Source organism: Streptomyces sp. NPDC016640 (genome assembly GCF_043076215.1).
GTDB lineage: Bacteria > Actinomycetota > Actinomycetes > Streptomycetales > Streptomycetaceae > Streptomyces.
In genome coordinates, this window is sequence record NZ_JBIBRG010000006.1 from 103,496 (window position 1) to 122,379 (window position 18,884).

Genomic DNA, 18,884 nt, shown 5'->3' on the forward strand with positions numbered 1-18,884 from the left:
GGTCCCGAAGGGGACCGGCCGGAAGCGCGGGCGGGCGGTTCAGCGGCCGAGCCAGGCCGTCGTGTCCGGGCCGAGCCGGCCGTCCTCCAGGGGCGCGCTGGTCAGCAGGACCTCGCCGGCCGGGAGGGAGACCGGGCCGGGGGACAGGTTGGCCACGCAGCGCCAGCCGTCCCCGCGGTCGAACTGCAGGACCCCGGCCGGGGCCTCCTCCGCCCAGGTCAGCGTCTCGCCGTCCAGCAGCTTGCGGCGCAGCCGCAGGGCCGTGCGGTAGAGCTCCAGGGTCGAGCCCTCGACACCGTCCTGCGCCTCGACGGCGTACGCGGCGAAGCGGGGAGGCTGCGGCAGCCAGGCACCGCCCGGGCCGAAGCCGTAGGAGGGCCCGGTGGTCGTCCACGGCAGGGGCACCCGGCATCCGTCGCGGCCCTTGCGGACGTGTCCCGTCTGTTCCCAGATGGGGTCCTGGAGGACCTCGGTGGGCAGGTCCGCGACCTCGGGCAGGCCGAGTTCCTCGCCCTGGTAGAGGTACGCCGAACCGGGCAGCGCCAGCATCAGCAGGGTGGCGGCGCGGGCCCGGCGCAGTCCGGCCTCCGGGTCGACGGCGGGGGCGTGGCCGCCGGACAGCAGCCAGGCGTTCCCGTCGGTGTCCGGCGGCAGCATCAGCCGGGAGGCGTGCCGGACGACGTCGTGGTTGGAGAGCACCCAGGTCGCCGAGGCACCGGCGGCCCGCGCGTCCGCCAGCGAGCCGGTGATCACCTGGTGGAGCTCCCCGGCGTCCCACGGCGCCTGCAGGTACTCGAAGTTGAAGGCCTGGCCCAGCTCGTCCGGGCGGGCGTACAGGGCGCGGCGGGCGCCGGGGACCCAGGCCTCGGCGACGGCCGTCCGGGGCGGGGAGTAGGCGTCGAGGATCTTGCGCCAGTCGCGGTAGATCTCGTGCACCTCGTCGCGGTCGTAGAACGGGTGGGTGCCCGGCGCGAACTCGGTGAGCGCGCTCTCGCGGCTCCGCTCGGGGGCGCCGAGGTCGCGCAGCGGCTCGTCGAGGTCCTTGGCGAGGGCGTGCGCCACGTCGATCCGGAACCCGTCCACGCCCCGGTCGGCCCAGAACCGCAGGGTGGTGCGGAAGTCGTCGCGCACGTCCTGGTGGCCCCAGTCGAGGTCGGGCTGCTCGGCGGCGAAGAGGTGCAGGTACCACTGCCCGTCCGGCACCCGCTGCCAGGCGCTGCCGCCGAACACGGACTGCCAGTCGGTGGGCGGCAGCTCGCCGCCCGGGCCCCGGCCGTCGCGGAAGACGTAGCGGTCGCGGGCCGGGGAGCCGGGGCCGGCGCGCAGCGCCTCCTGGAACCAGACGTGCTGGTGGGAGGTGTGGTTGGGGACGATGTCGACGATCACCTTCAGGCCGAGCCGGTGGGCCTCGCGGACCAGCGCGGCGAAGTCGTCGAGGGTGCCCAGGCGCGGGTCGACGTCGCGCGGGTCGGCGACGTCGTAGCCGCCGTCGGCGAGCTCGGAGGGGTAGAAGGGGCTCAGCCACAGGGCGTCGACGCCGAGGGCGGCGAGGTGGGTGAGGCGCCGGGTGATGCCGCGCAGGTCACCGAGTCCGTCCCCGTCGGCGTCGGCGAAGCTGCGCGGGTAGACCTGGTAGACGACGGCCTGTCGCCACCAGTCGGGGTTCCTGGAGGAGAGGTCGGGCGTGGCGTCGGGGGCGGGGTGCGGCGGCCGGGGGCCGGGCGGGTCGATGCGATCGGTCACGCGGTCTCCTGTGGGTGCGTGCGGGTACCGGCGGAGAATCTGTCCACACCACCGTAAAAGCGAACACACGGGCAGCGTGGCGCCATTCCCGCACGGGTGACGGGATGCATGATTCGTCCCACTTGTGGCGGTCGCTCCGGGAACGGCCTCGTCGAACCGGTGGCCGCCTGCGCCCCGGTCCGCCCGACCGCCGACGGGTACGGCCTCACGCAGCGCTCCACGTCCACGTCCAGGCGGGCGGTGGGGGCGAGCGGATTTCCCCGGGCGGCTCACCCGGACGGCTCGCCGCGCTGGTGGGGCGCCCGGCCCGGTGGTGCCGTGGGAGCACGTCCGCTCGTGGACGGACCGGTTCCCCAGGAGGCCCCCCGATGACCCGTGCCCCGGCCGCCGCCCGCGCCCTCCTCGTCTCCGCGCTGTCGGCGGCCGCCCTGCTGACCGCGGGGGCCTGCGTCGCCGGCGATCCGCAGGTGCCCCGCGCGCTGCCCCAGGGCGTGTCCGAACCCCCGTCCGCCTCCGCGTCCGCCACGGCTTCCGCCACCGAGCGGCCCCCGCCGTCCCCGCCCGCGCTGAACGAGGCGCAGATACGGGCGGCGCTGATCACGGAGGCCGACCTGGGCGAGCCGTGGATGGCGAGCCGGGGCGCGGCGACCTGGCGGGACGGCATGCTCAAGGCGGAGACAGGGAACGCCGACTGCCGGCGGCTGCTCGACACCCTCTACACGGAGGAGCTGTTCGGCGCGCCGGCCGGCCCCCGCGCCACGGTCACGCTCGACGACGCCTACAACGACACCCAGCTGCGCTACCAGGTCGCCCGGTACCGCCCCGCCGACGTGGACCGGGTACTGGCCTGGCTGGACACGCTGCCGGAGAAGTGCGAGCGGTTCCGCGCCACGGCCCCCCGGGCCGGCGCGCAGACCGTCGAGGTGACGCGGCTGCCGCTGCCGGAGGCCGGGGACGCGCGGGCCGCCCTGCGGCTCGCCATGACCGGGGAGGCGTCCGACGGGATGCCGACGTATCTCGCCGTGGACCTCGCGGCGGTCCGCGTCGGCGAGGACACGATCACCCTCACCAACGGCGGCTTCGGCGCGGTCCTGCCCGAGGTCACCCAGGCGGTGGCCGAACTCGGCGCGGAACGCCTGGTGGAGGTGGGACGACAGGCCCGGGTACGGGTCTGAGGAGGGGCGCCGGCCCGGGCCCGCTCACCGGCACGGGCCCGGACCCGGCCCGGTACGAGCGCCCGTACGGGCGTGGACGCACCGGTGTCGCCGTGTCCCCGGTCCGGCGGTGCCGCCGGGCGTCGGTCCCGTGGCGCCGGCGGTTCAGGACAGGCGGTCCACGGCCCCCTTGGCCTCCACCGGGCCGGCGCCGGTGGTCCCGCGGTACGCCGTGATCGCCTGGACCTGCTCGCCCCGACGCACGAGGGCGACGGTCCCGCCCCGCCCCGGAGGCCGGGGCGGACCGTCACACCGAGGGCTGGGCGGGTGCCGGGCCCAGGGTCGTCGTGCCCGGGGCCGTGCGGTGGCCCAGACCCGTGCGGTAGGCGTCCAGGGCCGCCTCGACGCGGCCGGTGCGGCGCAGGAGGTCGCCGAGGAGGCGGCACAGGTCGGCCAGGTCCCCGGCGGCGCCCGCGCGTTCCAGCAGGCTCATCGCGCGGACGTAGTGCTCCTCGGCCTGCTCGGCCCGGCGGGCGTCCTCGGCGATGATGCCGAGCAGCCGGTGCGCGGCCGCCGCGTGCACCGCGCCCCGCTCGGGGGAGAGCCCGTCGAGCACGTCCTCCAGCAGGTCCGCGGCCTCCCGGGAACTGCCGCGCCGGTGCAGCACGTCGGCCAGTTCGACGGTGACCTGGCTGCTGTAGAGGAAGGCCCGCCTGGCCGACAGCATCGCCAGCGCCTCCCGCAGTTCCTTCTCGGCGCGCTCCAGTTCGCCGTTCTGTGCGCAGACGTACCCGCGCATCCAGTGGCAGTTGGCCAGCTCGGTGCGCAGTTGCAGCCCGCGGTACAGCTCCGCCGCCTTGGCCAGCGAGGCGTCCGCCTCGGCGAGCCGGCCCTCGGCGAGCAGGGTGCGGGCCACCGACCGGTGCATGCGCGCCACCAGCGCCGGGTCGCCGGACTGCGGCGCGAGCGCCAGCGCGAACTCCGCCGCCTGCGCGGCCCGGGCGTGCGCGCCCATGTCCATGTACGGGCCGATCACGCTGGCGTAGAGCAGCAGCAGCGCGTCCGGGTCGTGCAGGCCGGCCCGGTTCAGCTCGTCGATCGTGGACTCCAGCAGATAGACGGCGTACCGCAGTTCCCCGGCGAGGTAGTGCGCGACGGCCCGGCCGCGCAGCGCCGGGACCCGGGCGGGCAGCGGTGCCTCGGCGAGACGGGCCTCGGCCCGCTCGAAGTACTCGCGGCCCTCCACCAGTTCGCCGGTCTCCAGGGCGCACTCGCCGAGCCCGAGCAGCGCGGCGGCCTGCTCCTCGGCCAGGCCGTGCGCCTCCGCCTCGGCCAGCAGCCCGGCGTACTGCTCCACCGCGGCCTCCGCCTCGCCGACGGCGAGCGTGCGCCGCGCCTCGGTCAGCCGCAGGTGCAGCTCGGTCACCAGGCGGGCCGGGCGTCCGGTGGCCAGTTCGTCGAACCCGACTCCGAGCCGGCCGGCGAGATGCCGTAACGCGTCGTCGGAGGGGCGCACCCGGCCGGCCTCCAGCGTGGAGATGTAGGCGGGCGTGTACACCGGCTCGGCCAGCTGCCTCTGGGTCAGTCCGCGCTGCACCCGCAACTGCTGCACCCGGCGCCCGATGGTTCTCGGCTCGTCCCGTTCCCCCACGCCAACTCCCCCTGTGCCCCTTGCCGTTCGCATCGGCCGGCCCCTAGGTTAAACCGTGGATTAAACGTGCTTAACCCATCGCTGTTGCGAGGTCGCCGTGCTGGAACGCACACGCACCACCGAGCGTTACGCCCGAGGCTTCGCCGCGGCCGTCGCCGCGGTCGCGGCACTGGTCCTGGCGGCCAACGCGGGTCCGGCCAGGGCGGACGGTCCCGGGCCCGACCGGGGAACCACGGCCCCGGCGGAGGCGGCGGTCCGCTAGGGCCTGTCGTTGCGATCGGGCCGCGGGGTGACGCAAATCATCGCAATCGCGGCTCCTCGGCCCCTCCGGCCCGGCATACGGTGGGACGCATGTCCCCTCTGGCCGAGATCAGCAGCTCGTTCGCGCCCCGCTTCGCGGAGTTCGCGTTCGAGCCCGCGTTCACGGCCGCCGTGGACCAGCACGTGGCCGAGATCAGGGACCGGCTGTCGGCCGGCGGGCCCGCGCTGGAGCCCCCGCCGCCCTCCCGCGAGGACCTCACCGACTACGCGCTCGGCTTCCTGGACGCGCTCGCCGAACTCGACTGGCGCGAGCCCGTCGGGCACGACTACGCCGTGTGCCGGCTGACCGCCGTCAGCTGGCTGGTCCGTCGGCACGGCCTCCTCGACGAGGACGTCACGGACCCGGACGGCCACGAGGACCACGAGGGCCGGGAGAGCCGGGGGCGGTAGCCGGCGGACGGTCACCGGACGGCCCGGCGCGCCCCCGGACCCGGGTCACATGCCGGGCCCACCGCCCATGTCCGTGCCACCGCCGCGCATGTCCCGGCCGCCCGGCATGTCCGTGCGCTCGCGGGCCGGCTGGTTGCGCATCGCGTCCTCGCGGCCGGACTGGTAGGCGCCTCCCCCCGTCCTGGCGCGCTGCTGCTCCTGCTCCATGCTCGACAGGGTCCGCTCCCACCGCTGCCGCATCGGCTGGACCATGCCGCCCCCGACGCCGACGATCATGATGCCCGCGACCGTGGCCAGCGCCGCGTACAGCAGCGGACGGGTGATGTCCGTCGCGATACCGGCCTGCCCCAGCGCCGCGATGACGCCGAGCACGACGATGCAGCCCCACAGCACCCTGGCCACCGTGGCGCCGTACGGCCTCGAGGACAGCGCGCTGGAGACGATGCCCCGCACCGCGTTGGCGATGGCCATCGCGACGACCACCAGGACGACGGCGACGACGGCGCGCGGCAGCCAGGCGACAAGGCTGTTGATCATCGCGCTGACCGGGTTGGGCCCGAAGACGCCCAGCGCGAGCTGCACGGTGATCAGCAGCAGCGCGTAGTAGACGATCTTGCTGACGATGCCGGTCATGTCGTACGTGGAGTCGGCCAGCATCCGCTCCGTACCGGCCCGCTCCGAGAGGCGCTCGGAGCCCACCTTGCGCAGCACCCGGTCCAGGACGCGCGCGATCAGTTTGGAGATGAGCCAACCGATGGCCAGGACGACGAGGAAGGCGACCAGCTTCGGCACGAACGTGGCGATCCTCGACCAGGCGTCGTCGAGACCCCCGGTGAAGTCGATGGAAAGAGTGGTGACCATGAGCGGCCCCTCCTTCGGTCGGCGGCTTCCCCCTCCCGTCGTGGATATCAGCGGGAGATGCGCCCGGCCGCCGAAGCGCCGCCGACCGGGTGACGCGCACCCACCCGGCACACGGCGCGACGGGCCCCCGGCCATCCACATCCACCGGTCCCGCGCCGGCCGCCCCGGCCGCTCGGCTCCCGGCCCCCTCGGCTCCCGCCTCCCGGCCGCTCAGCTCTGTGTCTGCAGCTGCCGCAGCTGGCGCTGCACGTGGTCCAGGGCGCCCTCGCGCCGCCCCGGCACCCGGCCGCGCAGCTCCGCGAGCGCCGCGCCGAGTTCACGGGCCCTGACCGGGTCGCCGATCCGGCCCCACTGGTGGTGCGCCCGGTCCACGGCCGCCTCGACGGCGGGCGCGTCCGGCGACTGGCCGGCGGTCAGCCGTACCGCGGCGACCGCCATCCACGCCCCGCAGCTGCGCGCCGCGTCCCCGGCCAGCATCGCCAGGTCCGCCCGCACCTCGGTCCAGTGCAGCGCCTCCTCCGAGGCGGGCCCGTGCGCGAGACCGGCCGCCTGCTCCAGCCGCGCGGCGAGCGCGTCGGCGTCCGCGTGCCGGCCGGAACGCACGGCGGCGGTGACGGCCGCGTGCGGGTCGCCCGGGAGGGGCCCGCGCTGGGCCAGCACCAGGTCGGTGCCCGCGCTCTCCGCCGCGGACCGGGCCAGCGCCTGCTGGTGCAGGTCCTCCTCCGGCGGGCGCCACCCGCTGCGCAGGATCGTCGCGACCGCCTTCATGTACGCGGGCGCCGCGACGCCGCGCCGGGACGGCGGCGGCGCGACACGCCCGTACACCGCGTTGTCACGGCCGCAGTCGAGCGGGGAGGTGCCCGGCGCGCGCTGCACGCACAGTGCCTGCCAGGTCTCGGTGTCGGCGTGCAGGTCGAGGAAGAGCGTCGTCGCGCCCGCCGGACGCAGCCGCAGTTCGTCCCGGAACCAGTGCCAGGGCAGCGCCGTGTACCGCACGGTCGACGCGGTCGTCCGGGCCAGCGCCAGATGGGGCAGGCGCTGGCGCCGGTCGAGCTGGAGCTGGCCGGTGACGTACACGGTCAGCGGTCCCGGGGCGGCGGCGGCCGCGCGCAGCCGGGTCAGGACGGCCTGCGGATCCAGCGGGTCGGCGAGTTCGACGACGTTCGCGGTGTCGGCGCCGGACAGCACGGCGGGCGGCACGGCCGCGAGGACCGGGAGCACGGACGCCGCGTCCACCAGCCGCCCGCGGCCCAGCGGCGAGGCCGCGAGCAGCAGCACGGTTCCGGGCATGGTCCCCTCCCCTGTCGATCACCTACGGCAGCACGGTAACCGCTGCGGCTGCGAAGGGTGGCGTCAGGGGAGGAAACGTCCACGTTCGGGGCTTTCGGCCCGGGCCCGCCGCACCGCGAAGGCGGTGGTGTCGTCGGTCAGGTGCCCCCCGCTGTGCCGCAGCGTCCCCTCCCGTACGACGGCGACCAGCAGGGCCGGCGCGACGACCCGCGGATCCGCCGACACCGCGCGGGTCACGTCGTCGGCGAGCCGGTAGAAGCGTCCGGCGCCGTCCCGCGCCTCGGTCACCCCGTCGGTGACCAGCAGCAGCGTCTCGTCGGCGGCCAGCGGCACCCGGCGCACCCGCGGCGGGCCGGGTGCCAGGTCGCGGTAGCCCAGCGGGAGACCCCCGCCGACCGGCAGGATCCGTACGCCGCCGGGGCCGACGGCCAGCGGTGGTTCGTGCCCGAAGACGACGGCGTCCACCGCGTCGGTCCGGTCCGCCGGGAAGCCGAGCAGCACGGCGGTGGCGAACCGGTCGCCGTCGTCCCGGCCGAGCGCCCCGGTGTACTCGCGGTGCCGCGCCATCCGCGTCTCCAGGCGCTCCGCGACGACCGCCAGCTCCGCCTCGTGGTAGCCGGCCTCGCGGAAGGTGCCGAGCAGCACCGCCGCCGTCTCCACCGCGCCCAGCCCCTTGCCCTGGACGTCGCCGACGAGGACGCGGGTGCCGTGCGGGCCCGGCTGGATGTCGTAGAAGTCGCCGCCGACCCGGGCCCGGGTGTCCGCGGTGAGGTAGACACCGGCGTGCTCCAGGCCGCCCCAGCCCGGCGGCAGGGGGCGCAGCACCGTGCGCCGTACGGTGTCGGCGACGTCCCGCAGGTGCAGCGCGCGCCGCTCGCCGCGGACGCGTACCGCGCAGGCCAGCGTGGCGAGGATGCCGCCGGCGGTGACGAGGATGAAGTCGGGCAGCCCGGTCTGGAACTCGTGCGGCCAGGCGTTGTCCACGGCGACGTAGGCGGCGATCGCGAGCACCGCGAACACGGCCGTGCCCCACACCCCGCAGATCGCGGCGGCGATGCCCGGCACCAGCACGATCCAGGAGATGATCCGGAACTCGCCTGTGGTGTTGTAGTCGGCCACCGTGATGGCGGTGAGCAGCAGGAACGGGGGGACCCAGGCGACGCTGCGGCCGCCTACCCGGAGCATCTCGTGCCGGTGCACGACGTCCCGCCGGCCGGCCGACGGGTACCGGTCGTGCAGGCCGTGTCCCCCGCTGCCCGGACTCACGGGGCCAGCGAAACACGGGGCCGTGCGGCCCGCATCCGGTCCTCCCGGGGCGGATCCGGCCGTTCGGGCCGCTCCGTGCACCCGTACGCGTGCCCAGCGCTCGCGCGCCGGGCGGCCGGCGTCTTGCCTTGAGGGGTGCCCCCGCGCGACGTACCCCGCCGTGCCCGCCTGCGCAACGCCCTGTCGGCGACGCTGGTCGCCCTCGCCTGCCTGCTCGCCCCCTGCGGCGCGCTCGCGGCCTGGGCGGCGTTCGGGCTGGCCGACACCGGGCGGTACGTCAGCACGATGGCACCGCTGGCCGCCCACCCGGACGTGCGCGACGCGGTCGCCGACGCCGTCGGGGACGAGGTCGCAGGGGAACTGGATCCCGGCACGGCGCACGGCGCGCTCGGGCCGTTCGTACGGGACGCGGTGCGCTCCTTCACCCGCACCGAGGCGTTCCGCGTCGCGTGGGAGGCGGGCCACCGGGCCGTCCACGGCGCGGTCCTGCACGCCCTGCGCGACGAGGCGGCCACCCGGGGCCCGGTCACCGTGGACCTCGCGCCCGTCACCGAGCGGGTGCGCCGGCGGCTCGCCGCCGACCGCTCGCCCCTCGCCCCCCGCATCCCCGTCGAGCACACCCGGGTCGCGGTGGTGCCCGCCGCCGAGGTGCCCGGACTCCGGAAGGGGTACCACGTGCTGGACGCCGCCGCCTTCTGGCTGCCGCTCGCGACCGTCGTCCTGGCCGTCGCCGGGATCGCCGTCGCCGCGTGCCGCCGCCGCGCGCTCCTCGCCACCGGTCTGGGCACGGCCCTGGGCGGCGCCCTGCTCGCCCTCGCGGTCGCCGTCGGCCGCCGCCTCACCCTGGCCGACCTGCCCGACCGCGTCCACCGCCCGGCGGCGGCCGCGGTCTACGACGCCCTCACCGCCGCACTGCGCACGGCGTCCTGGCTGCTCCTCGCCCTGGGCCTGACCGTGGCCCTGGCGACCTGGCTGACCCGCCGCCCCCGCCGGGCACCGCCCGCCCCCACGGCCGGCACCCCCGCGCCCTCCCCGCCCCGGGCCCGCGCCTGACGGACCCGGACCGTGCCGCGGCCGGCCGCCGCGACCCGCCGGCGTCCCCCCTCGTCCTCGCAGGCGTCCGTGAGGGAGGATTCGGGCACCGCACCCGCGAGCGGAGGGACCGCACCGTTGGACACTGCCACTGCCACTGCCGACCCGGCGGCCACCGGGGAGGGGACCGGACGGCCCGGGGGAGGGCGGCGGTCCGGCGCCTGGTGCGCGGCGCTGCTGTTCGCCGGCGTGAGCGCGGTCGTCGGCTGCCGGGTCGCCGACACCGACGGCGTCACCCCCGTGCCCCAGCTCCTCGCGTTCCTGCCCTGGCTGCTCGTCCCCACCGCCGCCGGACTGCTGTGCACCGTGCTCGCCCGGTGGTGGACCGGCGCCGTGTGGGGCGTCGCCCTGCTCGGCCTGCTGGCCTGGTACATCGAGCCGTACGGCAGGACCGGTGAACCCGTGGGACCACCCGTCGCCGAACTGCGGGTGCTGACCTCCAACGTGGAGTTCGGGCAGGCCACCGCCGCGCTGGTCGACGCCGTACGCCGCGAGGAACCGGACCTCGTGTTCGTCCAGGAGTGCGAGTACACCTGCGACGCCGCGCTGAAGCGCGAGCTCACCGCGGCCTATCCGCACCGGCGGGCGGTCGAGGGCGGCGGCTCCGAGGGGTCCGTCATCCTGAGCCGCTTCCCGCTGCGGGCCGGCGACGGCGTACCCGGCACCCTGGGCATGCCCGGCGCGGTCGCCGACGTCGACGGGCACCCCGTACGGCTCCAGCTCGCCCACCCCATGCCGCCGCTCCCCGGCCAGGTGGGCCTCTGGCAGCGGGAGCTCGGCGGGCTGCGCGACGAGGCCGCCGCGGCCCGGGACACCCCGACCGTGCTCGCCGGGGACTTCAACGCCACCCAGGATCACGCCGCCTTCCGGCGCGTCCTCGACACCGGGCTGCGCGACGCGGCCCGGCTGGACGGCGCGGACCGGACACCGACCTGGCCGTCGCGGACCACTCCGGCGTTCGGCGCGCAGATCGACCACGTCCTGGTGTCCGAGGAGTTCGCCGCGCGCCGGGCCCGCTTCCTCGACCTCGCCGACACCGACCACCGCGCGCTGGTCGTCGACCTCACGCTGCACGGCGGCCGGTGACGGACGTGGGGGGCGGCCCCCGCCCGGGCGGCCCCCCCCCCCCGGGGCCCGGGGGGGGGGGGCGGGGGGGGGGGGCCGCCCCGGGCGGGGCCGCCCCCCACGTCCGGGACGCGGCCGGCGCGGTGCCGGTCAGCGCGCGGACTTCTCCAGCGACTTCTCCGCCTTGTCCAGCGCCGCGGCGAACCCGTTCGCCCACAGCTGGTTCACCCGCGACCGCTCCGCGGAGTTCGGGTAGGCGTTGGTGCAGGACGGGCCGGGACCGCCGCCGGACATCAGCTCGCTGCAGGGACCCGAGTAGTGGTCCGGCAGGCCGAGCACATGGCCGGTCTCGTGCGCGGTCACGCGCGTGGAGTTGTAGGTCTGGTTCTGCCGGTAGTCGAGGAAGATGTAGCCCCGGCCGTGACCGTCGGTGGAGGCGTACGAGCCGCGCGAGTCGTTGCCCTCGTAGTACGCGAAGTCGGCGCCCGAGGTGCCCGCCTGGAGTCTCACGTTGGACACCGAGCCGTTCCAGATCTGGGTGCTGCGGGCTATCTGCGTGGCGAACGTGGGCGCCCGGGAGGCGTCGTAGACGACGGTGACGGCGGCCGCGCCCGTGGGGTTCGCGGCCCGCTTCTCGGCCGCCGACTTCAGCACCGCCTCGAAGAACGCGCGGTTGGCCGCGGCGTCCTCCGACGAACCGTCGTACGCGGCGAACGAGGCGGCGCCGGCCGGGGCGGGGGCGGCCGTGGCCGGGGCGGGGCCGAGGGCGAGGGCCGTCAGGCCCAGACCGGCGGCGGTGAACACGGACAGGGGCATGCGCATGCGCATCGGTGACTCCTGGTGGTGGGGGTGAGTCAGGTCACCGGTGAGTGTCCGCGCCCGCACGGCGGCTGTGATGATGGCAACCGGTGATAGGTCCGTGCTATCGCCCCGCTCCGGCCACCCGGCGCCCACCGTCCGACTCCGCCTGAACGGACGGCATTTGTGTCTCTGGTGAAAGCTGAACTTCCGCCTTACCCTCCCAGGGCATGGAACTCGAGGTCAGGCACCTCAGGGCGCTGTGCGCGATCGCCGACACCGGCAGTCTGCATCGCGCCGCGCGTCAACTCGGCGTGGCGCAGCCCTCGTTGAGCACGCAACTGCGGCGCATCGAACAGGAGCTGGGCGGGGCGCTGTTCGTCCGCGCGCGCAGCGGCTGCCGCCCCACCCCGCTGGGCCGGCTGGTGCTCAGCCGTGCCCGCCCGCTCGTGGCCGAACTGCGCTCCCTGGTCACCGAGGCCCGCGCCGCCGCCGACGCCCGGCAGCTGCGCATCGGCTCCACCGCCAGCCGGGCGCTGCCGGGCTGGCTGCGCCGGCTGCGCGGGCACTGCCAGGAGCCCGTCCTGCACATGGACGTCTCCGCCGACGCGCTGCTCCGCATGGTCGCCGTCGGCCAGCTCGACGTCGCCTTCGTGCACGAGGTCGAGGGCTGCCCCCTGCGCGTCCCCGAGGGCCTGCGCACCCGGGTGCTCGTCGAGCGCGAGCCGCAGTTCGTCTCCCTGCCGGCCGACCATCCGGCCGCCGCGCGCCCGGTCGTCCGCCTGTCCGACCTGGCCGGTGACCGCTGGATGATCGACCCGACGGTCGACGGCGAGTGGGACGCCGTACGCCGTGTCCTGCACGCCGCCGGCATCAACCCCCGCGTGCTGCACGGCGATTACCACACCGCCGCGTCCCTGGTGGCCACCGGCGAGGTCGTCACCGTCTGCCAGCCGACCTCGCCCTCCCGCCCCGAGACGGCGGTCCGCCGGCTGCACGGCGACCCGCTCGGCGTGCGGCTGCTGCTGGCGGCCCGTACGGACACGGAGCTGGAGGGCGTCTATCCCGCTCTGGCCGACGCGTACCAGGAAGTGGCACGTCAGGCGCCGGCCTACCGGGAGTGGCTGGAACGCGGCGGGTCGGGATCACCCGTTCCGGCCCTCCCGTGACACGGCTGCCGCGGACGCGTCAGACGCCGATGTCCCGGCCGTCCGCGCGCCACACCGCGACCACGGCCGGACGGACGTAGGTGCCCGGCCCGTCGGGCCAGGTGCTGGCCGGCTGGTCCACGGACGCCCCGTCCTCCTCGCCCGGGTGCTGCACGGCGACCACGACGCGCCGGTCCTGGATGATCGGGCCGCAGGTCTCGGCACCGATCGGCACGGTCAGGAACTGCTTCAGCTCGCCGCGCCGGTCGCCGCGCGTGGCGACGCCGAAGAGGCCGTCGTGGGAGCCGAGGGCGCTGCCGTCGGTGGAGATCCACAGGTTGCCGTGGTCGTCGAAGGCGACGTTGTCCGGGCAGGAGATCGGGCTGACGGCGTCCTTCGGGAACCCGGCGAAGTAGGTCGCCGGGTCCTCCGGGTCACCGGCGACCAGGAACAGCGACCAGGCGAACGTCTCGCTCTCCGGCCGGTTCCAGCGCTCGGTCAGCTCCAGCACGTGGCCGTGCTTGTTGGCGTTGCGCGGGTTGGCCTCGTCGGCGGCGGCGTAACCGGCCTTGCCACGGTTGGAGTTGTTGGTGAGGGCGAGGTACACCTTGCCGGTGACCGGGTTGGGCTCGATGTCCTCGGGCCGGTCCATCTTGGTGGCGCCGACCTTGTCGCCGGCGAGGCGCGTGAAGACGAAGACCTCCTCGGCGGTCATGCCCTCGACGTGCGAGACGGCGCCGTCGGCGGTGGCGGTGGCCAGCGGGATCCACCGGCCGCTGCCGTCGAACTCGCCGTCCTCCGGGAGCTTGCCGGTACCGTCGATCTCGATGGCCGGGGAGTCGCCGGTGAGCTTGGCGACGTACAGCGTGCCCTCGTCGAGCAGCGACAGGTTGTGCTCGCGCGCCCAGCGGCTGTTGCCGTGCCGCATCCGCTTGCTGCCGACGAACTTGTAGAAGTAGTCGAAGCGCTCGTCGTCGCCCGAGTACACCACCGGGCGTCCGTCGTGCGTCAGCCGCACCGTCGCGCCCTCGTGCTTGAACCGGCCGAGCGCGGTGTGCTTGCGCGGAACGGAGTCCGGGTCGTACGGGTCGAGTTCGACGACGTAGCCGAACCGGTGCGCCTCGTTGGGCTCCTGGGCGAGGTCGAACCGCTTGTCGAACCGCTCCCACTTGCGCTCGGTGGCGCCGGTGCCGATCCCGTACCGCTTGTCGGTGGCGCCGGAGCCGTTGGCGAAGTACTGGTTGAAGTTCTCCTCGCCGTGCAGGGTGGTGCCCCACGGGGTGGTGCCGCCGGCGCAGTTGTTGAGGGTGCCGAGCACCTTGGTGCCGCTCGGGTCGGCGGAGGTCTTCACCAGGTCGGACCCGGCGGCGGGCCCGGTGAGCCGGAACTCGGAGGTGGCGGTCAGCCGCCGGTTGAGCTGGTGCCGCGTGACCGGCGTCAGCTTCCCGGTCCGCTTCTCCTCCTCCACCGCGACCACCGAGAGGCCGTGCGCGGCCCAGGCGGTCTCCACCTGCTCGCGGGTGGGGTTCGCCGGGTCGTAGTCGCGGAACATGAGGATCTCGTCGGTGTACTCGTGGTTGGCGACGAGCAGCTGCCGGTCGCGCTCGCCGCGCAGCGGCAGCAGCGCGAGGAAGTCGCAGTTGTAGCCGAACTGCCCGGCCTGCGCCTTGGCGCTCTGCTTCTCCGGGTCGAAGGCGGGCGCGCCGCGCAGGATGGGCTCGCCCCAGCGGATGACGACGTTCTGCCCGTAGCCCTCCGGCACGGTGACCGCATCGGCGGTGTTGGGCGCGACGGGCGTGAACCGCAGGCCGCGGGCGCCCTTCGGCTTGTCCTGGTGACCGCCCCTGGCGGCCGGGGCGGCCTGCGCCCCGGGCGCGGCCGCGACACCGGCCGCACCGGCGCCGGCCGCGGCGACGGTCACGACCGCGGCGGCGCGCATCATGGACCGGCGGCTGAGGGCACCGGCGATGACGTCACCGACGTACTCGTTGGAGCTGGTGTTGGGCACCTCGTGGAAGCAGGCGTCACCACACCGGAAACGGCAGGTCATGGCGGACCGGCCGCCGGGGTGGGAACCGGACGGTGTTCCGATCAGCGGCAGCAGCTTTCGCACGTTTTTTCTCCTTGGGTGCCCGTGGTGTCAGCGTGACCGTAGGGGCACATATGTGCGGTAGCCGGGCGTCCGGATGAACGGCGGGTGAACCTGCGGCAGCGTTCGGGAAGGTGCGCCGGGCCGTCGGGACCGGCGCCCGTGGGCCGGATCACCCTCTTGACAGATACGATCCGGCAGACCCAACCCTGCCCAAGATCGTCCTTGAGGGCCGATAACCTTACGTGTCCGTCCTGGCCAGGGATTGACGGGCACCAACTCACGCGAAGGGTTGCGCACATGGGCATTCTCACTCTCCTGCGGAACGCGTTCGGACGGTCACGCAAAGCGAGGTCCGCCGAAGCGGAGGGTGCGGCGGGGGCGCCCGGGACGACCGCGTCCCCGGCGTCACCGGTCCCGGCCGACACGCCGTCGCCCGAGCCGGCCCCGGAGCCCGCCGCGGAGACGCCGGCGGCTCCGAAGGTTCCGTCCCCGTCCCCCGAGCCCACCCCGCCGTCCCGCACGGCCTCCGTCCCGGAACCCCGCGAGGAACACGACCTCGTCTCCGCCGCCTTCGACAAGGTGACGGTCCCGACCCCCACCCGCCCGGAACCCCCGTCGACTCCGGCGGACCCGGCCGACTCGACGGACCCGGTGACCTCGACGGACCCGGTGTCTTCGACGGCTCCGGCGGCTCCGGCCGAGGAGCCTCCGACGGCCACGGAGCCGGCCCCTGAGCCTTCCGCCGAAAAGCCCTCGTCCACCCCGGAGCCGACGCCCGCCCCGGAGGCCGACGTGACGCCGAAGGCGAAGCCCACGCCGGAAGCGGCACCTACCCCGGAAGCCGACGTGACGCCGGAGACCGAGGAGCCCACGCCCGAGGCGAAGCCCACGCCGGAAACCGACGCGACGCCGAAGGCGAAGCCCACGCCGGAAGCGGCACCCACCCCGGAAGCGGGGACCAAGCAGGAGGCGGCACCCGCCCCGGAGGCCGAGGCAACGCCGGAGACCGGCGCCGGCTCCGAGAACGAGGTGTCCCCGCAGGCCGGGACCGCCCCGGAGGCCGAGACCGGCCCCGAGCCCGAGACGGCCCCCGAAACTCAGGCCGCCCCGGAGCCGACGCCCGCCCCGGAGACCGAGGTGGCGTCGCAGGTCGAGGCGGCCCAGGAGACCGGGACGGCCCCGGAACCGGCCTCCGCCCCGGAGACCGAGGCCGCCCCGGCAGCCGAAACGGAGCCCGAGGCGGAGACCGAGACCCCGCATGAGGCAGAGGCCGGGACCGAAGCCGCACCCAAGACCGAGCCGGAACCGGAACCCGAGATCACGGCCGAGGCCGAGCCCGAGGCCGACGTCAAGGCCGAGCCCGACGTCAAGGCCGAGCCCCAGCCCGAGGAGCTGCCCGAGGCAGCCGCCGAAACCCCCGCCGAGGACGCCGACGGCGAGGAAGCCCCGCAGGGGCCACCCGCACCCGACGACGAGACCCGCACGGGTGGTGCGGGTGGGAACGACAACGCGGCCGAAGGCGAAGCCGAGGCCGAGGCCGAACCCACGGCCGCCGCCACGGCCGCCGCACACGTCCCCCCCACCCTCACCACCGCCTACACCGCCGCCGCCACCACCCTCCGGCAGCGCGACCTCACCGGCACCCGCGCCAAGGTCTACCTGGTACTCGACCGCTCCGCGTCCATGCGTCCGTACTACAAGGACGGCTCCGCCCAGGCCCTCGCCGAGCAGACCCTCGCCCTCGCCGCCCACCTCGACACCGAGGCGAGCGTCCACGTCGTCTTCTTCTCCACCGAACTGGACGGCACCGGCGAGCTGACCCTCACCGACCACGAGAACAAGATCGACGAGCTGCACGCCGGCCTCGGCCGCATGGGCCGTACCAGCTACCACGCCGCCGTCGAGGCCGTCCTCGCCCGCCACGGCGAGGAAGCCGCGGGCACCCCCGCCCTGGTCGTCTTCCAGACGGACGGCGCCCCCGACGCGAAGACCCCCGCCACCCAGTCCCTCACCGACGCGGCGAAGAACCACCCCACCGTGTTCTTCTCCTTCGTCGCCTTCGGCGAGCACGACAACAAGGCCTTCGACTACCTCCGCAAGCTGAAGACCGGCAACGCGTCCTTCTTCCACGCGGGCCCCGCCCCCCGCGAGCTCACGGACACGGAGCTGTACGAGGGCGTGCTCGCCACCTGGCGCCCCTAGCCCGGCCCCGGCCGACCGGGGGTGGCGGGCGGGGCCGTACGGACGATCCGTACGGCCCCGCCCGCCCCGAAACGCGGGTGAGTCGATCTCCGCGGGGCCAGTAGGATTTCGCCCATGGCGGCCACTGGAACCGAGAAGCAGGGGGCGAAGGCGTACTACGTCTCGACCCCCATCTACTACGTCAACGACGCTCCTCACCTGGGCCACGCCTACACGACCGTCGCAGGCGACGTGCTCACCCGCTGGCACCGCCAGCGCGGCGAGAAGGTGTGGTACCTCACCGGCACGGACGAGCACGGTCAGAAGATCATGCGCACGGCCGAGGCGAACGGGGTCACCCCGCAGGCCTGGGCCGACAAGCTCGTCACGGAGGCCTGGAAGCCCCTGTGGGAGCACCTCGACATCGCGAACGACGACTTCATCCGCACCACGCAGAAGCGGCACACCGACCGCGTCCAGGAGTTCGTGCAGGACCTGTACGACAAGGGCGAGATCTACAAGGGCGGTTACGAGGGCCCGTACTGCGTGGGCTGCGAGGAGTACAAGCTCCCCGGCGAGCTGCTCGACGGCGAGGGCGAGTGGGCGGGCCAGAAGCTGTGCCCGATCCACAAGAAGCCGGTGGAGATCCTCAGCGAGGAGAACTACTTCTTCAAGCTGAGCGAGTACGGCGAGAAACTGCTCGCCCACTACGAGGCCAACCCGGGCTTCATCCAGCCGGAGTCCGCGCGCAACGAGGTCGTGAACTTCGTCCGCCAGGGCCTGCAGGACCTGTCCATCTCCCGCTCGACGTTCGACTGGGGCGTCCCGGTCCCCTGGGACGACAAGCACGTCATCTACGTGTGGGTGGACGCGCTCCTGAACTACGCCACCGCGGTCGGCTACAACGAGAACCCGGAGAAGTTCGGGTCGACGTTCCCCGCCGACGTCCACCTGGTCGGCAAGGACATCCTCCGCTTCCACGCGATCATCTGGCCGGCCATGCTGATGGCACAGGGTCTCCCCCTCCCCGGGAAGATCGCCGCCAACGGCTGGCTGATGGTCGGCGGCGAGAAGATGAGCAAGTCCAACCTGACCGGCATCAAGCCGCAGGACCTGACCACGCACTTCGGCGTGGACGCGTACCGCTGGTACTTCCTGCGGGCGATCGCCTTCGGCCAGGACGGCTCCTTCTCCTGGGAGGACTTCTCCGCCCGCTACACCAGCGAGCTGGCCAACGACTACGGCAACCTCGCCTCCCGCGTGGCGGCGATGGTCGGCAAGTACTTCGGCGGCGAGCTGCCGGCGGCGACGGCCGACGGCGACGCCGAGCGGGCGGTCCACGACGGCATGGCGAAGGCGGTCGCGGAGGCCGACCGCCGTATCGGCGAGGAACTGGACTTCCAGGGCGGCATCCTGGCCGTCTTCGACTTCGTGAAGCAGGTCAACGGCTACATCACGGAGCAGGAGCCCTGGAAGGTCGCCAAGGACGACTCGCCGGAGGGCAAGGCCCGCCTGGCGACGATCCTCTACACCGCGGCGGAGTCCCTCCGCGCGGTCGCGGTGCTGCTCAACCCGGTCATGCCGGAGACCTCCCGGAAGCTCTGGGACTCCCTCGGCGCGGAGGCCTCCCTCGGCGCCCTCGCCGAGCAGCGGGTCCAGGAGGCCGGCACCTGGGGCCTGCTGCCCGTCGGTTCCACGGTCACCAAGGGCGCGGTCCTCTTCCCGCGTCTCGAGGAGAAGCCGAGCGCGTAACGCCCTGGCTACAGCAGGGGCCCGGGAGAGGACGAGACCTTCTCCCGGGCCCCGCGCTTTGCGAAGATCACGTGAAGGCG

At 74.7% G+C, this 18,884-nt stretch carries 15 protein-coding genes; 8 read left to right on the plus strand and 7 right to left on the minus strand.

Features of this window, described 5'->3' with window-relative positions; translation table 11 throughout:
• Positions 1-39 precede the first annotated feature (39 nt).
• Complete coding sequence (locus tag ACF07S_RS14435; protein WP_391974286.1) at positions 40-1,743, minus strand: glycoside hydrolase family 13 protein; 1,704 nt, start codon at positions 1,741-1,743, stop codon at positions 40-42.
• Between the two features lie 368 nt (positions 1,744-2,111).
• Here ACF07S_RS14435 and ACF07S_RS14440 point away from each other — a divergent pair, with 368 nt between their 5' ends.
• Positions 2,112-2,918, plus strand: coding sequence for a hypothetical protein (locus ACF07S_RS14440; protein WP_391974287.1), 807 nt, complete (start codon positions 2,112-2,114; stop codon positions 2,916-2,918).
• Positions 2,919-3,204: 286 nt separating this feature from the next.
• On the opposite strand, the gene ACF07S_RS14445 is transcribed toward ACF07S_RS14440, so the two are convergent.
• Positions 3,205-4,548 (minus strand): helix-turn-helix domain-containing protein, encoded by a 1,344-nt coding sequence (locus tag ACF07S_RS14445; protein ID WP_391962725.1) that lies wholly within the window; start codon positions 4,546-4,548, stop codon positions 3,205-3,207.
• A gap of 97 nt (positions 4,549-4,645) precedes the next feature.
• Between ACF07S_RS14445 and ACF07S_RS14450 the strand changes: the two genes are divergently transcribed.
• Both ACF07S_RS14450 and ACF07S_RS14455 read left to right on the plus strand, forming a co-directional pair.
• Complete coding sequence (locus ACF07S_RS14450; RefSeq protein WP_391962724.1) at positions 4,646-4,810, plus strand: hypothetical protein; 165 nt, start codon at positions 4,646-4,648, stop codon at positions 4,808-4,810.
• Between the two features lie 89 nt (positions 4,811-4,899).
• The gene (locus ACF07S_RS14455; protein WP_391962723.1) at positions 4,900-5,259 is read left to right on the plus strand and encodes a DUF6401 family natural product biosynthesis protein; all 360 of its coding nucleotides are present in this window, start codon (positions 4,900-4,902) and stop codon (positions 5,257-5,259) included.
• Positions 5,260-5,304: 45 nt separating this feature from the next.
• Here ACF07S_RS14455 and ACF07S_RS14460 read toward each other — a convergent pair whose 3' ends face one another.
• The 3 genes from ACF07S_RS14460 to ACF07S_RS14470 form a co-directional block, all read right to left on the minus strand.
• Positions 5,305-6,120 carry a hypothetical protein gene (locus ACF07S_RS14460; protein WP_391974288.1) on the minus strand — a complete coding sequence of 272 codons (816 nt, stop codon included), beginning with the start codon at positions 6,118-6,120 and terminating at the stop codon, positions 5,305-5,307.
• A gap of 210 nt (positions 6,121-6,330) precedes the next feature.
• A complete protein-coding gene (locus ACF07S_RS14465) occupies positions 6,331-7,410 on the minus strand; it encodes a hypothetical protein (RefSeq protein WP_391974289.1) in 1,080 nt (359 codons plus the stop codon).
• Between the two features lie 63 nt (positions 7,411-7,473).
• A complete protein-coding gene (locus ACF07S_RS14470; RefSeq protein WP_391974392.1) occupies positions 7,474-8,595 on the minus strand; it encodes a PP2C family protein-serine/threonine phosphatase in 1,122 nt (373 codons plus the stop codon).
• A 216-nt stretch (positions 8,596-8,811) separates the two neighbouring features.
• Between ACF07S_RS14470 and ACF07S_RS14475 the strand changes: the two genes are divergently transcribed.
• Together ACF07S_RS14475 and ACF07S_RS14480 are read left to right on the plus strand one after the other, a co-directional pair.
• Positions 8,812-9,729 (plus strand): hypothetical protein, encoded by a 918-nt coding sequence (locus tag ACF07S_RS14475; protein ID WP_391974290.1) that lies wholly within the window; start codon positions 8,812-8,814, stop codon positions 9,727-9,729.
• 117 nt (positions 9,730-9,846) lie between these two features.
• Positions 9,847-10,854 carry an endonuclease/exonuclease/phosphatase family protein gene (locus tag ACF07S_RS14480; protein WP_391974291.1) on the plus strand — a complete coding sequence of 336 codons (1,008 nt, stop codon included), beginning with the start codon at positions 9,847-9,849 and terminating at the stop codon, positions 10,852-10,854.
• 129 nt (positions 10,855-10,983) lie between these two features.
• Here ACF07S_RS14480 and snpA read toward each other — a convergent pair whose 3' ends face one another.
• The gene (gene snpA, locus ACF07S_RS14485; protein WP_391962718.1) at positions 10,984-11,661 is read right to left on the minus strand and encodes a snapalysin; all 678 of its coding nucleotides are present in this window, start codon (positions 11,659-11,661) and stop codon (positions 10,984-10,986) included.
• Positions 11,662-11,861: 200 nt separating this feature from the next.
• On the opposite strand from snpA, the gene ACF07S_RS14490 reads away from it, so the two are divergent.
• Positions 11,862-12,800: a LysR substrate-binding domain-containing protein gene (locus ACF07S_RS14490; RefSeq protein ID WP_391962717.1), complete on the plus strand. Its 939-nt coding sequence runs from the start codon at positions 11,862-11,864 to the stop codon at positions 12,798-12,800.
• 19 nt (positions 12,801-12,819) lie between these two features.
• Here the strand turns inward: ACF07S_RS14490 and ACF07S_RS14495 are convergent, their stop codons facing one another.
• Entirely contained in the window at positions 12,820-14,892 is a 2,073-nt protein-coding gene (locus ACF07S_RS14495) for a PhoX family protein (RefSeq protein WP_391962716.1), read from the minus strand.
• An 825-nt stretch (positions 14,893-15,717) separates the two neighbouring features.
• On the opposite strand from ACF07S_RS14495, the gene ACF07S_RS14500 reads away from it, so the two are divergent.
• Both ACF07S_RS14500 and metG read left to right on the plus strand, forming a co-directional pair.
• The gene (locus ACF07S_RS14500) at positions 15,718-17,073 is read left to right on the plus strand and encodes a VWA domain-containing protein (RefSeq protein WP_391974292.1); all 1,356 of its coding nucleotides are present in this window, start codon (positions 15,718-15,720) and stop codon (positions 17,071-17,073) included.
• A gap of 114 nt (positions 17,074-17,187) precedes the next feature.
• Positions 17,188-18,804, plus strand: a complete 1,617-nt coding sequence (gene metG / locus ACF07S_RS14505) for a methionine--tRNA ligase (RefSeq protein ID WP_391962714.1) — start codon at positions 17,188-17,190, stop codon at positions 18,802-18,804.
• Positions 18,805-18,884: the final 80 nt, after the last annotated feature.